Raw genomic sequence first — 24,385 nt, forward strand, 5'->3', positions numbered from 1 at the left:
GTATTTTATTTAAAAAGTTATGTTTACACCTGCACTAATGTTTTTTAAATACGGGTAATTCCCCTCTGAACCAGTTACCAAATCTAGGTCTGGGTCAATTCCATCGGCAACATGGTCAAAATTTAAGAGATTCTCTCCTGTAACAAACACTCTAAAATTTGAAACTTTAAGGCTTTTCATTAATTTCTCTGGCAAGGTATAGCCCAGTGTAATGTTCTTTAATCTTAAATACGCTCCGTTTTGTAAATACTTGGTTTGAACTTCTCTGTTATTCTTGTAATTGCCTTGTCCATTCAAATAGTTTCTAGGATAAAAAGCATCCGTGTTTTCTGGTGTCCAATAGTCTAATTGGTGCTTATAGATCGTTGTGAAACGGTGATTTAAAGGAAAATACTCTACACCACCCATCCAAATATCTCTTTTACCAACCCCTTGAAGGAAAATGCTAAAATCAAAGTTTTTGTAATCGGCAGTGGCAGTGATCCCATACTGATATCTTCTAGTATCGTTTCCTATAATACGCTTGTCGCCAGGGTTTTCCAAAGTGTTGTTACCTCTCCAAATTACACCATCACCATTAAGATCTACATATTTAACATCACCGGGATTTTGGTCTACATTTCTAAGCGGTGCGATACCATCCAGAAGTGTTCCTCCCATAAGGTCGTCATTAAGAGTTCCTGGTTCAAAATCATCTACTGTAAAAAACCTATCTGTGGTATAACCCCAAATTTCTCCAATAGTTTGCCCCACATAATATTGGTTAATAAGTCCAGATTCGTTATTAAATTTTGTGATTTTCGTTTTAGAATCAAAAACATTAAAACCTAAACTATATTTAAAGTCTTTTCCAATATTATCTCTAAAGTTAACGCTCAACTCCCAACCTTTAGTAGAAAGGTCGGCCACATTGTTTAAAGGTGCACTTCCACCTAGTACGGCTGGTAATTCGGCACCTGGGGCCAACATGTCTAATGTCTCTCTGTTATACCAATCAAAGGTTGTTTGCAACTTATTATCAAAAAAGCCAAGATCCACACCAAAATCCAAAGTTCTCACCGTTTCCCAAGTAAAGGAATCACTCACCAAATTTGGAGACTTTATACTAACACCAAGCGCACCCGTTTGTGTATTGATCCAATTAGTCTCAAATGGGTTCATTGTTGGTAAATAAGCATAATTATCCACATCTTGATTACCAATTTCTCCATAAGAAACACGTAATTTAAAGTTTGATACAATGGGCTTAAGTGCACTCATAAAATCTTCTTCCGATACTCTCCAAGCAGCACTTGCTGATGGGAAAAAACCAAACCTTTTACCTTTTGCAAATCTTGAAGAACCATCATAACGACTATTCGCTTCAAATAGATATTTATCTTTATATGAATAGTTAAAACGTCCGAAAAATCCAACAACTCCGTAATCTGAATAAAAGTCAGAGGCATTAATAAGTCCAATACCAGTACTTAAACCCGGTAAATCCGGAGAAAGAAGTACTTGTCTATCTGCACTAAATCTTTTTAACTGATTATATTCCTGATTATACCCCAACAAAAGCTTAAAACTATGGTCTCCTAATTCCTTGCCAAAACTCCCATAAATATTAACGGCATTATACGTTTCTCTTCCATTTGAGGCAGAATAACCTGATTTATTAGGATTATACGGTTCATAATCAAATGATTTAGGGTGAATAAATGATGGTATATATGAAGGGATCTCTCTGTTATTAACAGAATTTTGATAGGTATATTCTGCGTTTACCGAAAAGTCATCCGTAAAATCATAAGTTAACTTACCAAAAATTCTAACAACTTGATCGTATGCTTTAGCTACTGGAGATAAAAGTACTGTATTGGCAGGTGTTCTATAAGGAACTAATTCTCCAGATTCTATCATTCCATATCCTGAAGGTATCGCTGAATAAAAGTTAATCGCATCCTTATATAGCTGTCTCCAATTTCCACTTACAGGATCCTTTCTCAAGGCGTTTTTATACAGTGAATTTACCGTAAAGTTCAACTTTGACGTTAAGTCCGTTGAAATAAAGGTATTCAGGTTATATCTTCTATAGGTATCATTATTGCCAACCATAATACCATCTTCATCACTAACCCCAAAAGACACTCTATAGGTGGTTGATTCAGACCCTCCATTTATTGAAAGATTATGCAATTGTTGAAATCCCGCCTGGTTTAAAAAATCATTTATCACATCAGAGCCACGAACGACATATTTCAAACCAGAATCCTCTGTTATAATCCCATCTGGATATGCTGAAGGATTTGCCTCGTATTGATCAATATAACCCAGCCAAGTGTCAACATCCTGATCCCCAAAATTGGGATAGCCCCAATCTTGAAGAGCGGTTACAAATTCTCTAGGAGACGCCTTCTCTAAAATAGTACTGGCTTTATTCCACCCTATGGTACTAGAGTAATTAAATGTTGGCACTTGATTCTTTCTACCTCTTTTGGTTGTGATCAATACTACACCAAAGGCTGCTCTTGCTCCATAGATAGAGGCAGATGACGCATCTTTTAAAACAGATACATTCTCAATGTCCCTAGGATTGATATCATTCAAATCCATCGGAACGTTATCAACCAAAACAAGCGGCTCTCCACCGTTAATGGATGAAAATCCTCGTATATTAATGTCAACATCCTTTCCCGGTTGACCTGAACCGTAGGTTATTTGAAGACCGGGCACACTTCCCTGAAGGGCTTTACCTGCATCACTAACAGGTCTATCTCCTAAAACTTCATCCATTTTCACAGAGCTCACTGCTCCTGTTAAATTTACTTTTTTCTGAGTACCATAACCAACTACAACAATCTCGTCCAAGCTGGATGCATTTTCTGATAATACAATTTCAATGTTGCTTTGACCAGTAACAGAAATTTCTTTTGTAAAGTAACCTATATAAGAAATAATAAGTACTGCATTTTCATTGGTTACATCTAGAGAAAACTTACCATCAAAATCTGTTTGGGTACCATTACTTGTTCCTTTCTCAAGTATATTGGCTCCTGGTAAGGGTTGCCCATTTATATCGGCAACAATTCCTGTAACATTATACTTCTGTATTTCTGTGTTAATAATTGGTTTTTGGATGACTAGTCCTAAATTTCTGATTGGATTTTCTTTGTTTTTTAATACCACTTGGGTATCATTTATTTTATAATCTGTATTGGTATTATAAAATAGTGTATTCAAAACGGTTTCAATTTTAGCATTTTCAACTTTAATTGAAATTCTTCGGTTTAAATCAACAAATTTTGTGTTGAAAACAAACCTATACTCCGTAGTTGCCTCAATTCTATCTATTACCTTGGCTACTGTTTTGTTTTCAATACTCAATGTAACTGATTGCGTGTAGCCATTATTGGCAAGTGCAGAGAAAATAGAAGCAAAAACAAAAAGAATTGTGAATTTCATTTTTAAATCAAATTTGAAAAAAGGCATATCAATACCTCTCTCTTTATGAAGTTTTTTCATACTTTTATATTGTTTAATTAGTGAATGACTTAGTTTAGTTGATCACTTTTTTATATATGCCGGAAAATGTTGGTCCATTTTCCGGTTTTTTGTATCCAATTAAATGGTTAAAAAGCGATTTAAAGTTCGTTGTTTTTAGTATCATTTATTTCATAGGCACCTGTTGTTTTATGGATTAATTAATATATATGTTATCTCCTTCTATTCTAAATTCCAAAAGGAAACTTTCCTTGAAGTAACCTAAAACATTTTCAAGAGGTTCTTCTTTAAAATGAGCATTAAATATTTCCTTTTTAAGTGCTTCATCAGTAATCACTATTTTTTTATTATAATGACGCTCTAATTTTTTTGCAATATTCTCAAAAGACATATTTCTGAAAAACAATTCTCCATTCATCCATGAAGTGTAAATTTGAGTATCTACCTTCTCAGTTGATATCGTTAAATTTTCTTTATCCAATGAGCCTTTTATCCCAGGAACCAACATTGTTTTTTCTTGTCCTTTAGTCTTATTTGTGTACATTGCTACAGAACCTTCCACTAAAACAACTTCTGCTGCTTTATCTTCTGAATAGGCAGACACATTAAATACGGTTCCATAAACTTTTACATTTAAATTATCTGCTTTCACAATAAATGGATTATCAGGATCTTTGGCAACATCAAAATTAACCTCACCATTTACGAACACTTCTCTGTCCATACCTTTAATGAAGTTGACGGGATATCTTAATGAGGTACCTGAATTAAGATGAGCAATGGTTCCATCAGACATTTTTAATACATACCTTTTGCCATAAGGGATTGTAAGTGTATTGTAAACCAACTCTTTTTTATTCGAGTCATTTTCATAAACTAATTGCTGCCCATTTTGTGAACTTATAACATGTCCCTGTTCATCTACTATCTGTTTAGAACCATCTTCGTTAAGAATCTCAATTTTGCCATTTTCTAACTGAAGTGTAATTCTGTCCTCTGGAATTGTGACAATATTGTCTTTTACAAAAAACCCATTTGTGTACATATAAGTTACTCCCAAAAATAGAATAGCTATAGCTGCATACTTATAAAAAATGGGAATTGCTAAAAAAAGAGACTTCTCTCGTATTGTGTTTTTAGAATACAATTCTTGCTCAAGTGGTGAGTTCAATTTTGATACTATGCTATTCCACGTAGCATCTTCATCGAATTTTTTAATAAACTTTAGTCGCCTGGCTTTTTTGTACATCAACAAATAATCAGAAAACAATTTTCTGTTATTAGCATCCTTATTCAACCAGCCATTTAGTTCTTTAAATTCTTTTTTAGTGATATCCTTAGAAATATATGCAGAAATAAGGTTTATTATATGTGAATTATTGTCAGTCATTATAATTACTCTAAATTATCATAAACCTATGTTATATTATCATAATGAAAAAAGACACGAAATGGGTGACAAAAAATAATAGTTTTTTAAATAAAAAATAATAGTATGATTATTTCAATACCACTACGAAGTTGTTTTAGGGCTCTGGAATAATGGGTTTTGACAGTATTTACACTAATATCGTATTTTAAGGCAACTTCTTTATATTTTAGATTTTCTAATACTATAGACATGAAGACCTCCTTACTTTTTCTAGGCAAACTTTCAATTTTTTGATATAACTTATTCTTTTCTTGTTCAACAAATTCTTTATCTAATTTGTCTTCAGCAAGTAAATTATCAACTTGATTTTCTATATCCTCAAATCGATATTTTGCTTTTGCCTTAATTGCTTGTAAGGCATTGTTTTTTACAGCTTTAAAAAGATATGGTCCAATATACTCATCAAACTTCATATACAGTTTATCGTCCCAAATTTTAACAAACAAATCCTGTACAATATCTTCGGCCATAGCAAAAGAATCGCAATACTTTAGAGCATGTGTACTTAATGGTAGATAATATAAATCAAATAATTCCTTAAAAGCAGCAGAATCTCTTTGCTTGAGCCTATTAAGTATTTCGAAATCATTTGTATTCATAATACATAAATTTACATTTTTTCACCATTATAATTATCAATTTGATAAAAAAATATTTAATATATAGCTTACTTCTTTTGTCGTATAAATGTTTTAGTTGTAATTTCTTAATGTGTATTTTTAATCAATCTTATACTTATCAAACGTCTGGAATATACTTAGTACAGCATTTCAAGACAATTCATTATCAAACCGCTACTAATTATATTAAATGCTTTATCCATATCGCCCCGCATTACGCCTATTTATTATTGCTTTTTCGTACTTCGCATCAAAACGTCTTTCATTTTTAGCATGCAGAGATATTATAATTCCTCAGATATCTTACCTTACTGATTTTCTATTTTTCCAATTTCTCTGTTTTCGTTTCCCTTTTCGATTCCAACATTTAAATCGCCAAGTTCTTTACGTGATTTTTCTACAATTTCCATTAGTTCTTGTACTTTTTCTGGATAGTATTCAATAACATTAAATCGTTCACCTGGGTCTCTCATCATATTATAAAGCTCAGGTTTCTCTACTGCTGTTTTAATCATTTTTCCACTGTGTCCGTCATTGCCTGGTTTGGCATTATACGAAGCATAGGTATGTGGTAAAACCAACTTCCAATTTCCTTTTCGTACACCATTTAAATTGTTTTTACCATAGTAATAAAGAATGGTTTCTCGTGGTGTAGCTTCAAAATTGCCTTTCCAAAGTGATGTAATATCTACACCATCAATTTTATTGTCAGATAATTTACCATCTGTTATTGCGGCTAATGTTGGTAATATATCGATTGCACACGCTAATTTATTACATACAGTTCCTTCAGGCATATTACCCGGCCAGCGAATAATAAAAGGAACTCGCTGTCCACCTTCCCAGCTCGTAGATTTTCCTTCTCGTAAACCTCCTGAAGATCCAGCGTGGTTTCCAAAATTAAGCCATGGGCCATTATCTGTTGTAAAAATGAAAATAGTATTATCTGTTAACCCATTTTTTTCTAGCGCTTTGCTAATTTCACCAACAGACCAATCAATTTCCATCATGACATCTCCATATAAACCTTGTTCGCTTTTGCCTCTAAATTTATCTGAGACCCCGAGAGGAACATGTCCCATTGTGTGTGGAACATATAAGAAGAATGGATTCTTTGCATTTCTGTTAATAAAATCAACCGCTTTTTCGGTATAAAGCGTTGTTAGTTTATCCTGGTACTTTAAGCTAGTAATTCTTTCTACAATTTCATTTCCCTCTATTAATGGTAATTCCGGATATTTTGCACCTTTCTTATCATCAGACAATCTTTCACCTGTAACATTGCTATGTGGCCACATGTCATTGGAATAGGGTAAACCTACATACTCATCGAAACCATGTTGCAATGGTAGAAACTCTTTTTGACTTCCTAAATGCCATTTCCCAAAGCAAGCAGTTGCATAAGCTTGTTCTTTAAACATTTCAGCTATAGTGAGCTCTTCTGAATTCATTCCTATCTTATGATTTGGATATAAAGCCCCTGAGAATCCAATTCTATTTGGGTAACAACCTGTTAAAAGTCCAGCTCTTGAGGCACTACATACAGGTTGAGCAGCATAGAAATTTGTGAATTTCATTCCTTGGCTTGCTATTTTATCTAGATTGGGTGTTTCGAAACCCGTTGCTCCATAGCATCCTACATCACCATAGCCTTCATCGTCTATCAATATAATTACGACATTGGGTTTTTCGATGTTTTGCTTTCGTTTTATTTGATTACAGCTAATAAATAGAACAGCAATTAGTAGAATTAATGTGATAGATGTTCTCATTTTTTAAAATTGTTTATTTGTATCTACTTTTCTTTTTAATATATGTATAACCATATTCTGGAATAATGTTGTTTTATGAGTACAATCTCTTCCTTAAACATAAAACACAACTATTTAATAACATATAGGTTTTATTGTTTCGTCAAAATTATAAATGACCCATTTTCATACTCCGATGTAAGTTTTAGTATTTGCTTCCCCTTTACTTCGGTACTTTTAGCCCAACTTGCATTTTGAATATTAATAGAATACATACGAAAACTACCTGAGACCTGGCTAAGATCTAAATCAACCGAGCCTTTACCAGTAAAATATACTAAATAGCTCTTGTCAGGGTTAGCTGTGAGATAAGCTTCATCATAATCGCAATCCAAAAGGAGTTTCATATTGGGTCGCAAATCCCAAAACTTGACCTTTTCTTCCACCATACGTACAGATTTTATACAATTTATTGAAATCCTGCTTAACCCCAGTCCGGACGTAGGACGATGAAAACGACTAGAGGCCAACCCTCCCACAATATTTCTAAGGAACACCTTTGCTGCATGGCTTGAATTAATACCTTCTTCTGCTCTTTTATGGGTAGATGCACCATATATTTTTACATGATTAATAGGTCTTGTGTTCTTTGAAAGATACGCTTTTACCTTTTGAGCTCCTAACCAATTCTCATAACCTTTATTCCAACTGTTTTGGGAAATATCAACATAATCATACAGTTCGGGGTGATCAAATGTGCGTTTATGCTCATCGTCTGTGAGATCGTGTGCATTCCACATTTCAGTAACATATATCTTTTTATCTCCTGCTTTTTCCTTAATATATTGCGCCCAGTAAGTAGCCCACGCCTCTTCGGCACTGGTTTCATTATCTATACAATAAAGTACATTATTGTATTTTAGAGAAATAGATAGTAATTTATCAACATAAGCCTTCTGGTATTTAAAAACTGTTGTATTTTTCCGCTGATTTGGCGTTGTAAAAAAGAATGGTTGAGCATTTTTTCCTGGATGTTTAGGATATTCTTGAACAAAACCTGACTCATCATATGTATATGAAACATTATTGATTGGATTATACGGATTAGGTTTCCATTCCTCTCGTGAAAAATCAAACCTATCCCAAATTTCAATTTGAACAATGATATTTCTTTTCGCTGTTTCCTCTAAGAAAACCGTAAAACGATTCCAATACTCATCGCTCCACTGGTCAAGATCATATTTCTTATTTGGCAATTCTTTAAATGGATATATTTCAAATCCCTTTTGCTTTCTGTCGCTCATAGTGTTACGCACATAGTTAGCTCCAACATCTACCATCGAATCTAAATGTGGGACAAGTTTTTCAATTGGCCATTGAAACAGATTATCATCATTACTTCCTCCTAATAAAAGTGTTGGCTTACAATTATACGTCCAATAATTAGGGTGTTCGTTTCTTATTTCTATTCCTTTATCCTTAGAAGAACTGCAAGAAAGTATTACAAATAAAAAAACTAACAAGGTTTCTATTTTAACTGTTTTCATTAGTTTTACCATACCATTAAAATCTTTATTAATCTTCAATAAACTCTTTGTGCTAGCATTAATTTTAACTCAACTTTTCTTAAATGTGTCTAGTTTAATTTCTTGTGATTATTAGTAGAAACTCCCAATATATTTTTTAACTGTTGCTTATCTATATGACCTCCAGCAAAATCATCAAACGCCTTATTGGTAGCTTCGATAATATGGTTTGAAATAAATGAAACACCTTCTTTTGCACCTTGCTCTGGGCTCTTGATTACACATTCCCATTCCAAAACCGCCCATACAACGCAACCATATTCGGTTAATTCTGCAAACACCTTTTTGGAATCTACTTTAGTTTAGTTGGTTTGGAAGAGATACTATTTCAAGGTCTCTGCTGCTTTCAACAAAAGTGACTTCGTGGCTAAAGTTCCCGCTTCTTCACTTAACCTATCACCTTCATATTCCACACCTATATAGCTAGTGTAACCAGAATTTTTAATTATTTGCAACATCCTGTAATAATTTATTTTAGTTTCGTTGCCATTACTATCGAAATCATAAGACTTAGCACTTACTCCTAAAGCCACAGGCATCATTTCTCCTACACCTTTATACCTGTTATAATCTTTTCCTTCCATACAGGTTTTATCTTTATTCTTTTCCATGCAAAAATTACCAAAATCTGGAAGCACTCCTACATTTGGCAGATGTACCTCATGAATGACTTCTACAAGCATTGCCGCATTGGATGAGAACCCGCCATGATTCTCAACGATAATATTTATGTTCCTATCTGCTGCATATTCCGCCAACCTTGAAAGCCCTTTTACTGAAGCTTCTTTCCATTCCTTTGCTACTGATGACCCACGCAGATTAACCCTTATGGAATGGCAACCCAATCTTTGGCCTGCGTCCACCCATTTTTTATGATTTTCAACGGCTTGGTTTCGTTCTGCTTCATTTGGGGATGCCAAATCACCTTCTTCATCAACCATAATCAATACATTCTTTATCCCATTTAACCCACTCATAGTATTAAGTGAGTCAATAACCGCATTGAAGCCTATTTTTTTTATTTCTTTTAAATACAACATGCTAACATATTCCACCCCTTCAAAACCCATTTGTCTAGCTATAGGTGCAAACTGAAACACTCCTTTTTCTTTTTTTCTGAAAGACCTATGGAGAGACCATTGAGCCAATGACAATTTAAAGAATGGTGCAGGCTGTAAGACTTCCACGTCATCACCTTGGGATTGTACTGATTGCCCTTCATTTTTGCTTTTACAATTGAAAAACATAATCAGTATCAACAAAACAATGATTGAATAAATTGTTTTCAAAAATGATTTTATTTCCATAATCATATTTAGTTTATGTCTTAAATATTTAAAAGATTAGTTTATCAGCAATCTATATAACTACATTCATTTTGGTTTTTAAAATGTAGAAAAACTAAAATATATCACTTACCAAAGACAAAATCAATAAAACGACAAGAGGTAACATGCCTATAATTTTAGCTTATTTTAAAAAAACTAATTTTTTTGTCACCCATTTTTCGGTTTTTTCAATTATAAATAATAACACTTGTCTTCGGTTAAATGAGTTAAATACAAATAAACACAATTATTTGAAAATAAACGAAAATATTCGTAAAAAAAAGCAAACTAATCCAAAATAATCCCACAACTAAACAAATAATTATACATCTTTAAATGAATCACAAAGAGTTTAAAGCTTCAGAAGAAAATTATGATGCCATTGTTGTTGGAACCGGCATATCTGGAGGATGGGCCGCCAAAGAACTTTGCGAAAATGGTTTAAAAACACTTGTTCTTGAACGCGGTAGAATGGTTAAACATATTGAAGACTATCCTACTGCACATTTAGATCCTTGGGATTTCCCAAATGCAGGAGATGCTACCAGAGAAATAAAAAATCGCAAATTCAAACAACACAGAGACAAGCATTTAACAAAACAAGAGTGCGAACATTTTTTCGTAGATGACACAAAACACCCTTATAATGAAGAAAAACGTTTTGACTGGTTAAGAGGATACCAAGTTGGCGGTCGTTCTTTGGTCTGGGGAAGACACAGCTATAGGCTTAGTGATATTGATTTTACAGCAAACAAAAAAGATGGCATTGGCGTTGATTGGCCTGTGAGATACAAAGATATTGCCCCATGGTACGATCATGTTGAGGAGTTCATTGGGGTTAGTGGAGAAAACCTTGGTTTGAAACAATTACCCGACCAAAAATTATTAAAACCGATGAACCTAAATTGTGTTGAAAAACTTTTAAAAAAGAAAGTTAACGAAAATTTTGATGATGGGAGAGTCGTAACCATTGGTAGAGTTGCACACATTACAGAAGGCACAAAACCGGGTTTAGGCAGAAGCACCTGTCAATATAGAAATAGATGCAGAAGAGGCTGTCCGTTTGGAGCTTATTTCAGTAGCAACTCATCAACGCTACCAATGGCAGAATACACTGGAAACATGACTTTAAGACCCAACTCTATTGTTCATCATGTTATTTATGATGATAAAACCAAGAAAGCGATAGGGGTAAAAGTCATAGATGCGAAAACAAAAGAAACCTTTGTGTTTAAAGCAAAGGTTGTTTTCCTGTGTGCTTCTAGCATGGCTTCTGCCGCCATTCTATTACAATCCAAATCCGATCGTTTTCCTAATGGTTTAGGGAATGATAGTGGGGAATTGGGTCGCAATATTATGGATCACCATTTTCATGTAGGCGCTAGCGGAATAGCTGATGGATTTGAAGATAAAATAGAGAAAGGCAGACGACCAACAAGTATATATATACCACGTTTTCGAAACATAGGTAAGAACACCTATGCAAAAGAGTTTATAAGAGGATATGGTTATCAAGGTGGCGCTTCAAGAAAAAATATGTCTGAGTTAGTTGCAGAAATGAAGTATGGGCCTAAACTCAAGGAAGCCATTTTAAAACCCGGTCAATGGAAGATCAGTTTGAACGCTTTTGGAGAGACACTACCCAATCATGACAATAGAATGTACCTTGATTACAATAAACTTGACGATTGGGGGCTGCCTACAATTACATTTAATGCAGCATTTGGCAAAAATGAACTTGCCATGAGAAAAGACATGAAAGAACAAGCTGTAAAGATGTTAAAAGCAGCCGGATTTAAGAACGTTATAGGATATGACAAATTAAACAAAACCGCCATGGGGTATGGCATACATGAAATGGGAACTGCAAGAATGGGCAGGAATCCTAAAACATCGGTTTTAAACAAATACAATCAAATTCATGCTTGTCCAAATGTATATGTGACAGATGGATCTTTTATGACCTCATCTGGTTGCCAAAACCCGTCCTTGACTTATATGGCATTTACCGCTAGAGCTGCCAACCATGCCGCTGAGCAGGTAAAGAAAAATATTTTTTAACCTTTTTATTATGAAAAGACGAACAGTACTAAAAAAAATGGGACTAACTGCAGGTTTTTTTGCAACCACACCTACTGTCATCAGCCTATTGCAAAGCTGTAAAAGTGATATTAAAACTTGGACACCTGAATTTCTAAGTATTGACGAAGGTACTGTGCTCACCAACCTCGTAGATATCATTTTACCAAAAACCGCAACCCCATCTGCTACGGAATTAAACATTCCGCAGTTCATAGATAAATATATAAAGAATGTCTTTGACGATGATGAACAGCTTGAATTTAAGTCCGCTTTTGCAAATATAATATCGACCCTAAAGCCTAATAAGGAAAATCGCATGGATGATATTCCACAAGAAGCGTATAAAATTCTTTTAGATAAACACATGTTAGTCAAAGAAGATATTGACGAGGAAAGAGAGATGGATCCAGAATCTTTAAAAATGACTACATCAGAATTTTTAAATAGCATAAAAACGTTATGCATTAAAGCTTACATAACTAATGAAGGAATTGGTGAGAGCGTATTGGCTTACGATCCCATTCCCGGCGCTTACTATTGCGGAGACCTTCAAGAGTTAACTGAAGGTAGATCATGGTCTCTTTAAATTACAACCTCAATTTGCTTAAAAATAGCTGTCAAAATTACAGGCATAAAGTAATGGTTCTATTAAAAAATACAAACCTTAATAAAATCGCATGTTTTGGTTTGAAGCTTCATTATAAAGGAATAATCTAGCGTAAGATTAAATGGAAACGGACAGCGTCACAAAAGTTAATCATGAAGCCTAAAACAAACTATATAAAACCATGTAGTGTAAAAAAAATGAAGAAACTCAAAATATTAATAATTTTAATCACTTTAAAATTAAGTGCTTTTGGTCAGGATAAACCAAACGTGCTCTTTATTGCGATTGACGATTTGAATGATTATGTAAATTGTATGAATGGCTCATTGAAGGTTCCTACACCTAACATAGATAAGTTAGCTAGACAAGGGATTTTATTTACCAATGCCCATTGTCAAGCTCCAATCTGTGGCCCTTCTAGAGCAAGCATTATGACAGGGTTATACCCAACAACCACCGGAAATTATTTACAACTCAAAGATGTGGATATAAAAAAATCAAATGATGCCAGTAAAGAAGCCATTTTTATGCCTGACTTTTTTGAAAAACAAGGGTATAAAACAATGGCGGTTGGAAAAATTTACCACAATGGAGATGCTGCCAATACCTTTGATGAATATGGTGGTAAATTTGCTGGGTATGGTCCCATGCCTAAGAAACGAATGAATTATGATCCATCAAAAATTGAAGGTAAAATTGGTCTCACTATGACTGACTGGGGAGCATATCCAGAACATGACAGCCTTATGTCTGACTATCAAAGCGCTAAATGGGCAGTAAAAAAACTAAAGGAATCACACGATACTCCCTTTTTTCTAGCTGTAGGGTTTATACGTCCTCATGTACCGTGGTACGTACCAAAGAAATGGTTCGACAAGTTTCCTATAGACAGTATCGAAATTCCACCATATAACAAAAAAGATTTCGACGATATTCCTGAATTAGGAAGACGAGTGGCCAACGCACCAATGATGCCAACAACAGAAGAGCTTATTCAATCGGGCGAGTGGAAAAATGTTATACAAGCATATATGGCATGCATAGCATTTGTAGATGCTCAAGTAGGAAAAGTACTGTCAGCACTTGAGGAATCGAAATATAACAATAACACCATTGTCGTTTTATGGTCAGACCACGGGTATCATTTAGGTGAAAAAAACAGATTTGCAAAACAAGCTCTCTGGGAAAGAGATACCAGAACTGTTTTAATTTTTAAAGATATCAATACTGATGGTGGGAAAACATGTAATAAGCCTGTTCAACTCTTGGATATATATCCAACACTACTGGAACTCTCTAACCTCCCTACTTATGACTTAGCAGAAGGACATTCGTTAGCAAATTTTATTCAAGGTTCTGATGAAAACTGGACACATCCCGCTCTTTCATTTTATGGAAAAGGTAATGTGGCAGTAAGAGATGAGCGATTCCGACTGATACAATATGAAGATGGCTCATTGGAGTTATATGATTTATTCACCGATCCAAATGAGTGGTTGAATCTGGCCGATAAGTGTGATTATCAAGAAATAATAAAGACATTAAAACAATTCATTCCTACTAGTTGGGCTGATAATTCTATTTATAGTCATTATAACTTTAATGAGTATTTTATTGAAAAATCAAAAATGGATTAATTTTTTTAATAACGAGTAGTCATAAAAGACTCAGGGTCATCAAAATTTAAAAACTTCCCAAGTATCATATAAGGGAATTGTTATCAATAACAAAAAACTTAAAAGATGAAAAAACTTAACTTTTCATTTTAAACATTTAATAAATGAAATTAACATTTAATATAATTCTGGTATACTCAGTCGTATTATTTTTTTTAGGATGTAACAACAATCACATTGAAACTAAATTAGAAACCATTAGGCATATTTCTAATATAAACAACGGTTGGAATTTTCAGTTAGGTGATTCCATTGTCTATAGTCACAAAGAATATAATGATTCTTTATGGACAAAACTTGACCTACCACATGATTGGAGTGTAGGAGGTAATTTTGACACCACCTACGGTACTGATTGGCAAAGTGGGTATTTACCTGCAGGAAAAGGTTGGTATAGAAAAAAAATTTTGATTAATGTAGAACCTAAAGAACATGATATAGAATTGCTGTTTGATGGGGTGTATAGAAACAGTAGTGTTTATGTAAATGGTCATTTAGTAGGAAATCATAAGTATGGCTATACAGGGTTCTTTTACAACATTTCAAATTATTTAAACAATGGTGAAAACAGTATCGCTGTTCGTGTAGATCATTCAAAACCAAAATCTGGCAGATGGTATACAGGCTCTGGTATTTACAGAAATGTATGGCTAAAAGTATTGCCTAAAACGCATTTCAAAACTCGTGAACAATATGTAAGAACCAACTTTGTAAATGATAGTATAGTAGATTTAGATAATCATGTAGTAATACTAAATAACACCCAAAATATTGTAAAAGGAAAATTAGTACAGAAGGTTTTCAATATAAACTATAATCTTTTAAATAAGCATGAAGAAACTGTTGAATTAAAGGCTAATGATAGCATTGCTGTTTCAGGAAAGATGAAATTAATAAAGCCTGAATTATGGTCATTAGATTATCCGAAAAGGCATATCCTTGTCAATCAGTTGTATGATGACAATAAAGAAAAACTAATAGACAGTGACACACTCTTTTTTGGAATTAGAAAAATGGAATTCAGTTCGAAATGGGGGTTTAAATTAAATGATACTAAAACCAAGATAAAAGGAGTTTGCATGCACCATGCCGCTGGAATTTATGGTGCAGCTGTACCAGAAAGTATTTTATATTATAGGCTAAAGATGCTAAAGAAAATGGGGTGTAATGCCATAAGGACTGCTCACAATCCTTTTTCTCCTGAGTTTTATACCATTTGTGATACACTTGGCATATTGGTGCTAGACGAAATCTTTGATGGTTGGGAAAAAGAAAAAGCGGAAGATGATTATGGTTTGTATTTCGAAGGAAATTGGAAAAAAGATATAGAAAATTGGGTTAAAACCAATAGAAATCACCCTAGTGTTTTTATGTATAGCATTGGTAATGAGGTTTCAAACCCTACAAGAGCTACTCAACAAAAACTTATTGATTTTGTAAAAGGAATCGATGACACGCGTCCAATTACGCAGGGTGGTCACGACCCTACCAGGGGCATGACAGATCAATTATCAAAAACGCAATTGGATATAAAAGGATTTAACGGTGATGGAGAAGAAATAGGGAAATACGAGTCTTATCATAATAGGTATCCCGAGGTTCCTCTAATAGCTACTGAAGTACCTCACACATACCAGACAAGAGGAGTTTACAGAACACAAACGCATTGGAGAAGAAAAGATTTTCCTGCCCCATGGGAAATAAATAATGGTTCCGCTGGAACCATGCGAGGGTTAGAAGGTAAATGTTATCCAATTCCCAACCTAGCAAAAGTTGAAATGTTCCCCGAAGAAAAAACAAAATCCTATAGTATTTATGACAATATTTACCCTATAGTAAACCCAAATTTCTGGAAAGAGAATCTGTATTATCAATCTTCTTATGATAATGCTACGGTCAGATCCAGTGCACGAAAGGCTTGGCAAAGAGTCGAAAAACTGGACTATGTGATTGGACAATTTAGATGGACAGCATTTGATTATATGGGAGAAACTAATCTATGGCCTTCACGATTTGCTAATTTTGGTATAATTGATATTGCTAATCTTCCTAAAGACCATTATTACTTGTACAAAAGCCTTTGGAGTGATGACCCAATGGTACATATATTACCCCATTGGACACATTCAGGAAAAGAAGGTAAAATAATTCCTGTGGTTGTATATACTAATGCAGAAGAAGTTGAACTATTTTTAAACAATAAGTCCTTAGGCAAGAAGTCTTACAAAGGAGAACAGTTAGTCTGGAATGTTCCTTATTCTCCAGGAACAATATCGGCAAAAGCCTATATAAACAAAAAGCTAGTCGTACAAGAATTTCATAGTACTGCCAATGGAGAGCACTCACTAAGAATAAGTGCAAGCAAAAACAAGTTAAACGCTGCCAATAAAGAAAACGCCTTAGTGTTTATAGACATTGTTGATAACAATAATGGTAGTTTATTTCCTTATGCAGATGATTACATCACTGTTGAAGTAGAAGGAGCTGGAAGATTAAGAGGTCTTGACAACGGAGACCCTTTAGATTTAACGCCTTATAACTCAAACTCAAAGAAAGCTTTTAGAGGTAAAATAGTTGCATTCATAGAAGCAAATAATTCAGGAATAATTGATATAAATATCAAAACAAAAGACGGTCAAGTAAAAACTTTACAATTAATAAGCAATTAAACCAAATTATTAAAATTTAAAATTATCTAATAAGCAATACATAAAGATATGACCTTAAAAAGAAAAAAAAATTTATTCATCGGCATTTTAATTATCACTGGCTTTCATTTAATGTCCTGTAAAAACGAAAACCGGATTAAAGGAAGTATTGAAAAAACGGATTCAGGTATAAATATGAAACAGCCAAATATTATTTATATTCTTGCAGATGATTTAGGATATGGTGATTTGAGTTGCTACGGCCAAAAAAAATTTAAAACCCCAAACATCGATCGCTTGGCTTCTAGTGGCATGCTATTTACCCAACATTATTCAGGAAGTACTGTTTGTGCACCATCTCGCTCTTCTTTAATGACTGGCATGCATACAGGTCATACCGCAATTAGAGGGAACAAAGAAATAAAGCCCGAAGGACAATACCCTATTCCAGAATCTACCTATACCATAGCTGAAATGCTGAAAAGAAAAGGATATACAACAGGTGCTTTTGGCAAATGGGGATTAGGTTTCCCTGGCTCTGAAGGAGAGCCACTAAATCAAGGTTTTGATACTTTTTTTGGCTACAACTGTCAACGTTTAGGACATCATTATTATCCTCATCATTTATGGTCAAATAGAGATTCTATTAGCTTAAGAGGAAATGCAGGACATAAAAAAGAAATCTATGCCCCTAATCTTATTCATGAAAAAACAATAGACTTTATTGAAACAAATAAAGACAAACCTTTCTTTTTATATGTAGCATCAATAATACCTCATGCAGAGCTTGCCGCACCGGAAAGCATTTTAAAAAAATATAGAGAAAAATATTTACCGGAGAAAGCATATAAAGGTGTTGATAATGGCCCCGAATACAGAAATGGACCCTACGAATCTCAGCAAGAAAGCCATGCAGCTTTTGTGGCTATGCTCTCAATTCTCGACCAGCAGGTTGGAGAAATTCTGGATAAAGTAAAACAGTTGGGGATTGAAAAAAACACTATAATAATTTTTACCTCGGATAATGGACCTCATCAAGAAGGAGGCGCCGACCCTGATTATTTTGATAGTAACGGAGAGCTCAAAGGATATAAACGAGATTTGTATGAGGGAGGTATTAGGGTACCCATGATAGCCAGTTGGCCAGGGAAAATTGACCCCAATACTACTTCAGACCATATCTCTGCTTTCTGGGATGTTTTTCCAACTTTTTGTAACATTATAGGAGCAGATCTACCTAACAACATAGATGGCATTTCATTCTTGCCAACCTTGTTAAGGGATACAAGAACTCAAAAAAAACACGAGTATTTGTATTGGGAGTTTCATGAAAAAGGAGGTAGACAAGCAGTGCGAAAAGGCAACTGGAAAGCGGTTAAATATAATGTTCTTGCGGATCCGAATGCACCACTAGAGTTGTACGATTTATCAAAAGATGTAGGAGAACAATATGATGTCTCTACTGAACATATGGATATTGTTAAGGAAATGGAGAGCATTTTTAAAACTGCAAGGACAAATTCCGATGTGTTTACTTTTGCCCAGGAAACCTATTTAGATATTAATTAAAGATATGAGAGACAAGGTCCTATTCAAGTATTAATAAGGAACAACTGGAAGCTGGTTCATTTTGTAGAACTATATATCTTAAATTACGGTCCTTCAGAGAAAAACAATCTTATTTATAATTTTCCTGACGTTTCTGTAAACCTCAAAACCAAAATGGATATAGCACGAACAAAGAATACTGAATTCCCATTAATAAAAAGAAATAAAAAATGAAAAGCAAAATGTGCACACCAAGAAAATTGTTATTTGTTACGAGTTTTCTATTTTGCTTTTTGAATTGCAAAGAAAAATCTTCAAATGTATCTGATAAAGAAATTAAGCCCAATATTATATGGCTAATGGCAGAAGACATTAGTTTAGATTTGGAATGTTACGGAACAAAAGCTGTAAAAACCCCCAATCTAAACAAAATGGCTTCCGAAGGTATACGGTTTGATAATTGTTTTGTAACAAATTCTATTTGTTCTCCAAGTAGATCAGCAATGATGACAGGAGTACACCAACGAATAATCAACGCAGATAATCATCGAAGCAATAGGGATATCCCTTTAAATGAAAAATACAAGCCTTTTACTTACTATTTGCGTCAAGAAGGCTACACATGTATTTTAGGACATCACGGAGTTATGTCAATGGGAAGAAAGGTTGATGTAAACTTTAAATCCAAAGACATTGGTAAATGGGATGGTAAAGAAAATTTTGGACTATTTGATAAAATGGATTATTTTGAAAAAGAGGACCAACCATTTTTTGCACAAATACAGTTAAAAGCAACCCATAGAGGGGATTGGTGGAATTCAATTAGGAAAAAATCAAAGCACCAAGTAAACCCAGATGAAGTAGAATTACCTGATTACATTGCGGATCATCCAGTTACACGTTTAGATTGGGCTAAATATTTAGATCAAATTGAATATATAGATAACGAGGTAGGTATGATTTTTAAAGAATTAGAAGACAAAGGATTGGCGAAAAATACCATCGTTATTTTTATTGGAGATAATGGACGTTGTAATATTCGTGGAAAAGGTTATTTGCACGATTCAGGAATACATATTCCACTAATCGTTTATCATCCAAAAGGTTTACAAGGCAAGCAAGTTAGAAAAGATATAGTTAGTGCTACAGATATAACAGCTACAATATTAGACTTTGCAGGAATAGAGACTCCCAAGTATATGACGGGCAAACCTATTTTTGATGAAAGATTTTCACGTGATTATGTGTATGCTACGCGAAGTTTATGGGATGAAATAGATGAAAAATCTCGTGCAATTACCTCAAGTAATTGGAAATATATTAGAAATGACAAACCTGAAATTCCTTTTGACGCACATCAAGCCTATTTGGAATTTTATCGTCCTGCATTGCACATCATGAGAACCCTTAATAAAGAAGATAAACTATTAGAAAAAGAAAAGTTCTTTTTTCAAAAAACCAAGCCTAAAGAGGAATTGTATGATCTGGAAAATGATCCTTTGGAATTAAATAATCTTGCCGATAATATTAATTATCAAAAGATTTTAAAAAAGATGAGAGAAAAAACACTGTGTTTTGATAAAAAAATGAAACCAACAGATACTACCTATTTCCCTATTATACCAAGTAGTGTTGGTTTGTTAGAATGGGTAAAAAAAGAAAAACCAGCATTATATCAAGAAATGTTAAAAGGCGTAGAGATAGGTTTTCAAACTTTACAAAAGGAGAACACAACAACAAATAAATCTTCAATATGAGAAAAACTCATCTGACAGTCTCAATTATAATAACACATATTTTTTCTTGTAAAGAAAAGATTTATGAAAGACCTATAAATGTGATTGAACATTGGAAAAATCGATCACTATTATGACACACAACGTTCTTCTAGGCTTCACAATGTCTTAGACAATAGAAGTAAATCTGCCTTTTATATTAATTGGAAGCAAAACATTTATGATGAAAAAAACCATCTTTAGTATTTTATGTATACCTTTTCTTTTTTATGTGAGTTGTAAAAACATAACAAAAGAGCAAACCACATCAACTACAACTGTTATACAACCCGAATTACCCAGTTTTAAAGCATCTAAAACCACTACTAATATGATAATTGATGGAAAAAGAGATGAGCTGGATTGGAGTAAAACAGAAGTTGCCACATTTGATTATTTTTATCATTATGACTCTATTATGAAAGATGATGATAAGCAAAAAACCGCATTTCGAATGCTGTGGGACGATGCGTTTTTATATGTGTTTTTCGAGTGCAATGACAAATATTTAACAGCACGTGAAAAAACAAGGGATGGGACACCATATTTTGACGATTGTGCCGAGATTTTTTTAGCTCCAGCACCTGATATATTGAATACACATATGGGGTTTGAAGTAAATCTATATAAAACGTCTAACGACTTTTTATTTATGACAAATTTCTACAAAGGCCAACAAGGTGTGCTAAAGGCTTTTAATCCTGATTTCCAAGTAGAGACTACCCATACTGGAACACTAAATGATAATTCAGACATTGACATAGGTTGGACAATGGAATTGGCAATACCGCTAAAACTGTTCTTTAAAATAGACACCTATGCCCCAGTTAAAGCAGGAGCTAAATGGACTTTTTTAGCCTTAAGGCAAGAACGTAACGAAATTGAAGGCAATCGAAGAATCACATCTTCAATATTCCCCGTTGACGAAAAAAAAATAGATGTTCACGATCCAAATAAATTTGGATTTCTTTATTTTGTTGAGTATAAAACCACACTAAATTCTAACTAAATAAGTTGTAGAAAAGAAAGGATAAGGAGCCTTTTCTTTTAATTAAAATCCTTATTCCTTTCTTCCTATTTTAGAACACTCTCAAGATCATTTTTCAAAAATTTAAATTCAAAACCAAAATCTATCGTAATTAACTATAAATTACTTTTTAGCTATTATCTAAAACGAGTTCTATTTTCTTGCAGATATTTAATTGCTTCAATTACAACTTGTTTTGGACTTTTTGGGTCGAAACCTAACTCTGTTCTGGCTTTTGAAATATCAAAGTCTTGTTGTAGTCCCGAAAACATTGCTATATCTTTTGTTGTCAGCAGTGGTGCCTTTCCACTTATTTTGCTTCCAATTTCCATCAACCAAGCTACAGTAAACAATATTGATTTTGGAATTGACGTTGGTAATTTAATTTTAAGTTCCGGATACAGCTCTTGTGCTATTTTTGTAGTTTCTCTTAAAGACATGCATTTTTCGTTGGCCAAAATATAACGTTCACCACTTCTTCCTTTTGTTGCAGCCAAGTAACAACCTTTGGCAACATCTTTTACATCAACCCAATTCATGGTAATGTTGGTTTCAACTGGAATCTCTTTTTTCAAAATTAGATAGATGATGTTGTAAGAAACATTTAAAGGAGCAAATGCTTCGCTACCTATCATACCTGAAGGCAATACGCCAACTAATTCAATGTTATGCTTTTTGGCCAATTTAAACGCCAAAATCTCTCCATCATTCTTTGAGTTGTAATACATATCCCTTCGGTCTGGATTATAACCGTAACTTTCTTTGGTTGGTAGTTTGGAATAGTCCAATGCTGCTATGGAGCTTACATACACAATTCTTTTTACGCCCGCTTCCGCGGCGGCTTCTATTTGAAGTTTAGTACCTTCAAGGTTAACATCATAAATTTCTTTTTTTGGATCTTTGGCCCAAAGCTTGAACGCTGCGCCTACTGCATAAAACGTTTCAACGCCTTGTAATGCACTGACCAATGATTTTTTATCCGTAATATCGGCTTGTACCACTTCACAATCGAGCCCTAAAAATGGTTCTTTGTTTTTTAGATATCGAACTGAAGCTCTAACAGGAATTCCTTTATCAATCAGGAATCTTACCAAGTTATTCCCTAAATGTCCGTTAGCACCCGTAACCAATGCTAATTTTTTATGTACCATATTTTTAATGCTTAATTATGGTACAAAATTCAACATTGATTATTAAAGGGCACTTCGCAAATGTTACTTAATTACTATTTTGGTACCATCTGTTACAGATGTTTTCTATCCTTAAGTTTGCTTCTTCAATAAGTTTATCTGCTTTTTCAGGAAACTGGTTGAGACCTTGTATTACAACGTCTTCAGACTCAATGCCCATAAAACCTAAAGAGGTTTTTGTAAGTGGTGTAGCAAAATCTGCTTCACCAACTTCATACCCAGTTGTTGTGAGAATCATTGCTTTTTTATTTGAACATAATCCCTGAAATCCTTCACTATTGATCGTGAATGTTTTACCCATCTGTATTACTGCATCCAACCACGCCTTTACTGTAGCTGGAACAGAAAAATTATACATCGGGAAAGCTAGTACTATAAAATCTGATTGTATGAGTTCTGCGGTCATTGTGTTATTTTTTTTGAGTAACATTTCCTCTTCATTAGTTAATGTTTCTTCGGAATAATTAGCTTTTAAAAAAGTATTAAGCGTTTCAAATAACAAAAGATCTGGCGGTGTAATTGACAAATCCAAAATCGTCAGTTCCGTATTTCCGTTCGCAAATGCTTTAAAAGTGTCAACAAGCTTTTTTGTATTGGAACCTATGCGTGGAGTATAATTAATTAGAAGTGTTTTAGACATAATTATGGTTTTTAAAGTTAAATAATGTTTGGCAAATGTAGGGGAGCTATATGTATAATTAAAATTACTTATATTAGTGTTTTGTATAACTTAAGTAATATGGTTAATTTAGAATGGTATCGTACTTTTACCTATGTTTACGAGTACGGAAGTTTGACAACTGCTTCACAGAAATTGTATATGTCGCAACCAGGAGTAGGCAAACAAATAACGGCTTTGGAAGCTGAAGTAGGAAAGCAACTTTTTGAGCGTACAGCTCGAAGAATGCTACCAACGGAATACGGGAAATTTTTGTATTCACAAATTGCAGGGTTCATTGAAGGATTAGAAAAATCAGAACAAAAATTCAGGAGAGGAAGCAGCAAAAATTGCCCATCTATCGTAGTGGGTTGTTCCTATGATTTTTTCCATCAATTTATTTTAAAAAAATTGCCAGAAATAAATATGTTTCTCACATTTAAGTTTGGCGACATGGAAGAACTGATTACTTATTTAGAAAAAGATAAAATTCATTTAATGGTTTCAGACAGGGAATACACTGGATATGACCACAATTTTTCACTCATAGCGGAAAGCAAACTATCTCTCTATGCTTCCAAAAAATTGTATGATGATGCTCCTTTTAAAAAAATGGACAATACGAACGCTAAAGAAATCCAACAATGGTTATCCAATCAATTGTGGTATGCGTATGATAATGACCTACCGTACATAACAGATTTTTGGAAAACCAATTTCAACAGTAGACCACAAATAATGGCAAAGTATGTTTTTCCTTCTTTTAGGGATATTGTTTCTGCGATGAGTGCTGGTCACGGATTAGCTGTATTACCTGATTATATTGGTAAAAATGCTGTAGAAAGCGGAGTTATAAAGCCTATGTTTATGGACAATAAAAAACCGAATTGTAAATTACTATGGGTAAACAAGAGAACCACCAATTACCATTACGAAATTAACCTGCTTACCAATGCTCTTAATATTAAATAAGT

16 protein-coding genes and 1 pseudogene are annotated in these 24,385 nt (G+C 33.9%); 8 read left to right on the top strand and 9 right to left on the bottom strand.

Annotated features, from left to right (window positions below; genetic code table 11):
- Positions 1 to 9: 9 nt before the first annotated feature.
- The 7 genes and pseudogenes from BT151_RS01475 to BT151_RS01505 form a co-directional block, all read right to left on the bottom strand.
- A complete protein-coding gene (locus BT151_RS01475) occupies positions 10 to 3,504 on the bottom strand; it encodes a TonB-dependent receptor (protein WP_084647833.1) in 3,495 nt (1,164 codons plus the stop codon).
- Between the two features lie 175 nt (positions 3,505 to 3,679).
- On the bottom strand, positions 3,680 to 4,873 hold the full coding sequence (locus tag BT151_RS01480; RefSeq protein WP_072399921.1) for a FecR family protein: 1,194 nt from the start codon (positions 4,871 to 4,873) through the stop codon (positions 3,680 to 3,682).
- A gap of 86 nt (positions 4,874 to 4,959) precedes the next feature.
- Positions 4,960 to 5,514 carry an RNA polymerase sigma factor gene (locus tag BT151_RS01485; protein WP_072399924.1) on the bottom strand — a complete coding sequence of 185 codons (555 nt, stop codon included), beginning with the start codon at positions 5,512 to 5,514 and terminating at the stop codon, positions 4,960 to 4,962.
- A 329-nt stretch (positions 5,515 to 5,843) separates the two neighbouring features.
- The gene (locus BT151_RS01490) at positions 5,844 to 7,307 is read right to left on the bottom strand and encodes a sulfatase family protein (RefSeq protein ID WP_072399926.1); all 1,464 of its coding nucleotides are present in this window, start codon (positions 7,305 to 7,307) and stop codon (positions 5,844 to 5,846) included.
- Positions 7,308 to 7,438: 131 nt separating this feature from the next.
- Positions 7,439 to 8,833, bottom strand: a complete 1,395-nt coding sequence (locus BT151_RS01495) for a hypothetical protein (RefSeq protein WP_143144235.1) — start codon at positions 8,831 to 8,833, stop codon at positions 7,439 to 7,441.
- A gap of 89 nt (positions 8,834 to 8,922) precedes the next feature.
- Positions 8,923 to 9,150 (bottom strand): annotated as a pseudogene (locus BT151_RS01500) (hypothetical protein); the annotation flags it as partial.
- A 45-nt stretch (positions 9,151 to 9,195) separates the two neighbouring features.
- The gene (locus tag BT151_RS01505) at positions 9,196 to 10,020 is read right to left on the bottom strand and encodes a sugar phosphate isomerase/epimerase family protein (RefSeq protein WP_245794681.1); all 825 of its coding nucleotides are present in this window, start codon (positions 10,018 to 10,020) and stop codon (positions 9,196 to 9,198) included.
- Positions 10,021 to 10,536: 516 nt separating this feature from the next.
- Here BT151_RS01505 and BT151_RS01510 point away from each other — a divergent pair.
- From BT151_RS01510 to BT151_RS01540, 7 genes are all read left to right on the top strand, one after another.
- Positions 10,537 to 12,261: a GMC oxidoreductase gene (locus tag BT151_RS01510; RefSeq protein WP_072399929.1), complete on the top strand. Its 1,725-nt coding sequence runs from the start codon at positions 10,537 to 10,539 to the stop codon at positions 12,259 to 12,261.
- Between the two features lie 10 nt (positions 12,262 to 12,271).
- Entirely contained in the window at positions 12,272 to 12,868 is a 597-nt protein-coding gene (locus BT151_RS01515; RefSeq protein WP_072399931.1) for a gluconate 2-dehydrogenase subunit 3 family protein, read from the top strand.
- A 218-nt stretch (positions 12,869 to 13,086) separates the two neighbouring features.
- Positions 13,087 to 14,526, top strand: a complete 1,440-nt coding sequence (locus BT151_RS01520) for a sulfatase (protein WP_072400958.1) — start codon at positions 13,087 to 13,089, stop codon at positions 14,524 to 14,526.
- A gap of 143 nt (positions 14,527 to 14,669) precedes the next feature.
- Positions 14,670 to 17,234 carry a glycoside hydrolase family 2 TIM barrel-domain containing protein gene (locus tag BT151_RS01525; protein WP_072399933.1) on the top strand — a complete coding sequence of 855 codons (2,565 nt, stop codon included), beginning with the start codon at positions 14,670 to 14,672 and terminating at the stop codon, positions 17,232 to 17,234.
- Positions 17,235 to 17,345: 111 nt separating this feature from the next.
- On the top strand, positions 17,346 to 18,782 hold the full coding sequence (locus BT151_RS01530; protein WP_245794683.1) for an arylsulfatase: 1,437 nt from the start codon (positions 17,346 to 17,348) through the stop codon (positions 18,780 to 18,782).
- Positions 18,783 to 19,054: 272 nt separating this feature from the next.
- Positions 19,055 to 20,518 carry a sulfatase family protein gene (locus BT151_RS01535; protein WP_072399935.1) on the top strand — a complete coding sequence of 488 codons (1,464 nt, stop codon included), beginning with the start codon at positions 19,055 to 19,057 and terminating at the stop codon, positions 20,516 to 20,518.
- Positions 20,519 to 20,720: 202 nt separating this feature from the next.
- The gene (locus BT151_RS01540) at positions 20,721 to 21,545 is read left to right on the top strand and encodes a carbohydrate-binding family 9-like protein (protein ID WP_072399937.1); all 825 of its coding nucleotides are present in this window, start codon (positions 20,721 to 20,723) and stop codon (positions 21,543 to 21,545) included.
- 155 nt (positions 21,546 to 21,700) lie between these two features.
- Here BT151_RS01540 and BT151_RS01545 read toward each other — a convergent pair whose 3' ends face one another.
- Together BT151_RS01545 and BT151_RS01550 are read right to left on the bottom strand one after the other, a co-directional pair.
- On the bottom strand, positions 21,701 to 22,714 hold the full coding sequence (locus BT151_RS01545) for an NAD-dependent epimerase/dehydratase family protein (RefSeq protein WP_072399939.1): 1,014 nt from the start codon (positions 22,712 to 22,714) through the stop codon (positions 21,701 to 21,703).
- Between the two features lie 67 nt (positions 22,715 to 22,781).
- Complete coding sequence (locus BT151_RS01550) at positions 22,782 to 23,393, bottom strand: FMN-dependent NADH-azoreductase (RefSeq protein WP_072399941.1); 612 nt, start codon at positions 23,391 to 23,393, stop codon at positions 22,782 to 22,784.
- A gap of 99 nt (positions 23,394 to 23,492) precedes the next feature.
- On the opposite strand from BT151_RS01550, the gene BT151_RS01555 reads away from it, so the two are divergent.
- Positions 23,493 to 24,383, top strand: coding sequence for a LysR family transcriptional regulator (locus BT151_RS01555; protein ID WP_072399943.1), 891 nt, complete (start codon positions 23,493 to 23,495; stop codon positions 24,381 to 24,383).
- The last annotated feature ends 2 nt before the right edge of the window (positions 24,384 to 24,385 follow it).

This window comes from Flaviramulus basaltis, from assembly GCF_900114265.1.
Lineage (GTDB): Bacteria > Bacteroidota > Bacteroidia > Flavobacteriales > Flavobacteriaceae > Flaviramulus > Flaviramulus basaltis.

What these genes read in the sequence shown, in the direction of transcription:
- BT151_RS01520 (WP_072400958.1), top strand. Translation starts at nt 13,087, where the DNA reads ATGAAGAAACTCAAAATATTAATAATTTTAATCACTTTAAAATTAAGT.
- BT151_RS01475 (WP_084647833.1), bottom strand. Translation starts at nt 3,504, where the DNA reads ATGAAAAAACTTCATAAAGAGAGAGGTATTGATATGCCTTTTTTCAAA.
- BT151_RS01555 (WP_072399943.1), top strand. Translation starts at nt 23,493, where the DNA reads ATGGTTAATTTAGAATGGTATCGTACTTTTACCTATGTTTACGAGTAC.
- BT151_RS01550 (WP_072399941.1), bottom strand. Translation starts at nt 23,393, where the DNA reads ATGTCTAAAACACTTCTAATTAATTATACTCCACGCATAGGTTCCAAT.
- BT151_RS01545 (WP_072399939.1), bottom strand. Translation starts at nt 22,714, where the DNA reads ATGGTACATAAAAAATTAGCATTGGTTACGGGTGCTAACGGACATTTA.
- BT151_RS01510 (WP_072399929.1), top strand. Translation starts at nt 10,537, where the DNA reads ATGAATCACAAAGAGTTTAAAGCTTCAGAAGAAAATTATGATGCCATT.
- BT151_RS01525 (WP_072399933.1), top strand. Translation starts at nt 14,670, where the DNA reads ATGAAATTAACATTTAATATAATTCTGGTATACTCAGTCGTATTATTT.
- BT151_RS01530 (WP_245794683.1), top strand. Translation starts at nt 17,346, where the DNA reads ATGTCCTGTAAAAACGAAAACCGGATTAAAGGAAGTATTGAAAAAACG.
- BT151_RS01515 (WP_072399931.1), top strand. Translation starts at nt 12,272, where the DNA reads ATGAAAAGACGAACAGTACTAAAAAAAATGGGACTAACTGCAGGTTTT.
- BT151_RS01495 (WP_143144235.1), bottom strand. Translation starts at nt 8,833, where the DNA reads ATGAAAACAGTTAAAATAGAAACCTTGTTAGTTTTTTTATTTGTAATA.
- BT151_RS01480 (WP_072399921.1), bottom strand. Translation starts at nt 4,873, where the DNA reads ATGACTGACAATAATTCACATATAATAAACCTTATTTCTGCATATATT.
- BT151_RS01490 (WP_072399926.1), bottom strand. Translation starts at nt 7,307, where the DNA reads ATGAGAACATCTATCACATTAATTCTACTAATTGCTGTTCTATTTATT.
- BT151_RS01485 (WP_072399924.1), bottom strand. Translation starts at nt 5,514, where the DNA reads ATGAATACAAATGATTTCGAAATACTTAATAGGCTCAAGCAAAGAGAT.
- BT151_RS01540 (WP_072399937.1), top strand. Translation starts at nt 20,721, where the DNA reads ATGAAAAAAACCATCTTTAGTATTTTATGTATACCTTTTCTTTTTTAT.